The sequence below is a fragment of the Citrobacter sp. S55_ASV_140 genome, from assembly GCF_018919505.1.
Classification (GTDB): Bacteria; Pseudomonadota; Gammaproteobacteria; order Enterobacterales; family Enterobacteriaceae; genus Citrobacter; species Citrobacter werkmanii.
Window position 1 is genome coordinate 1 of record NZ_JAHLQZ010000396.1, and the last position, 1,037, is coordinate 1,037.

Annotated in this window: 1 protein-coding gene; it reads left to right on the forward strand. The window is 52.5% G+C overall.

Annotated features, from left to right (window positions below):
• On the forward strand, positions 1-996 hold a 996-nt coding region (locus tag KQJ18_RS24120), incomplete at its 5' end, for a DNA internalization-related competence protein ComEC/Rec2 (RefSeq protein WP_216422971.1).
• Positions 997-1,037: the final 41 nt, after the last annotated feature.

Below are 1,037 nucleotides of genomic sequence, written 5' to 3' on the forward strand. Positions count from 1 at the left end.
TTGTGGTATTTAGCCGATCGGTCTCTGGCGCTGTTATTTGGGGGACTTAATGCTCTGCCTCAAGGCTGGATTAATATAGATGCCCGCTGGCAATGGCTTGCATTGGTACCTGGGCTGATGCTCATTGCATGGCGACTGAATGCCTGGCGTACTCTACCGATGCTTTGTTTCACGGCGCTATTTTTGCTGAGTGAACCGCTCTGGCGAGCGCCACGCACGGACGCATGGCAAGTGCATATGCTGGACGTCGGGCAGGGACTGGCGATGGTGATCGCCCGCAATGGGAAAGCGATTCTTTATGATACGGGTCTGGCATGGCCCGAGGGCGATAGCGCACAGCAACTGATCATTCCCTGGTTACGCTGGCACAACCTCGAGCCTGAAGGGGTTATTTTAAGTCACGAGCATATGGATCATCGGGGAGGGTTGCGCTCGCTGCAACAAGCATGGCCATTCTTATGGATAAGAAGCCCACTAGGCTGGAAAGGTCATCTCCCGTGTTTTCGCGGGGAACGCTGGCAATGGCAAGGATTAACGTTCAGTGCGCATTGGCCGGTGCGCGGAAATACAGCGCAAGGTAATAACCAATCCTGCGTGGTTAAAGTCGATGACGGACATCAGAGTATTCTTCTGACCGGGGATATTGAGTCTCCCGCTGAACAAAAAATGCTAAGTCACTACTGGTCGCATCTGCAGGCTACTGTTATGCAGGTTCCACACCATGGCAGCAATACATCATCATCACTGGCGCTGATTCAGCGAGTTGGCGGACAGGCGGCATTAGCCTCGGCATCCCGTTATAATGCATGGCGACTGCCTTCCTGGAAGGTGAAGCGGCGCTATCGGCAACAAGATTATCAATGGCTGGATACGCCACATCAGGGGCAGATTACGCTGGACTTTTACCCGAAAACCTGGCAAATACGCAGCATGCGGGATCAGATTTTACCTCGTTGGTATCATCAGTGGTTTGGCGTGTCGGAGGATAACGGGTAGAATATGCGGCTATTCTAACAAATGCTGGTTTTTTGAATGCA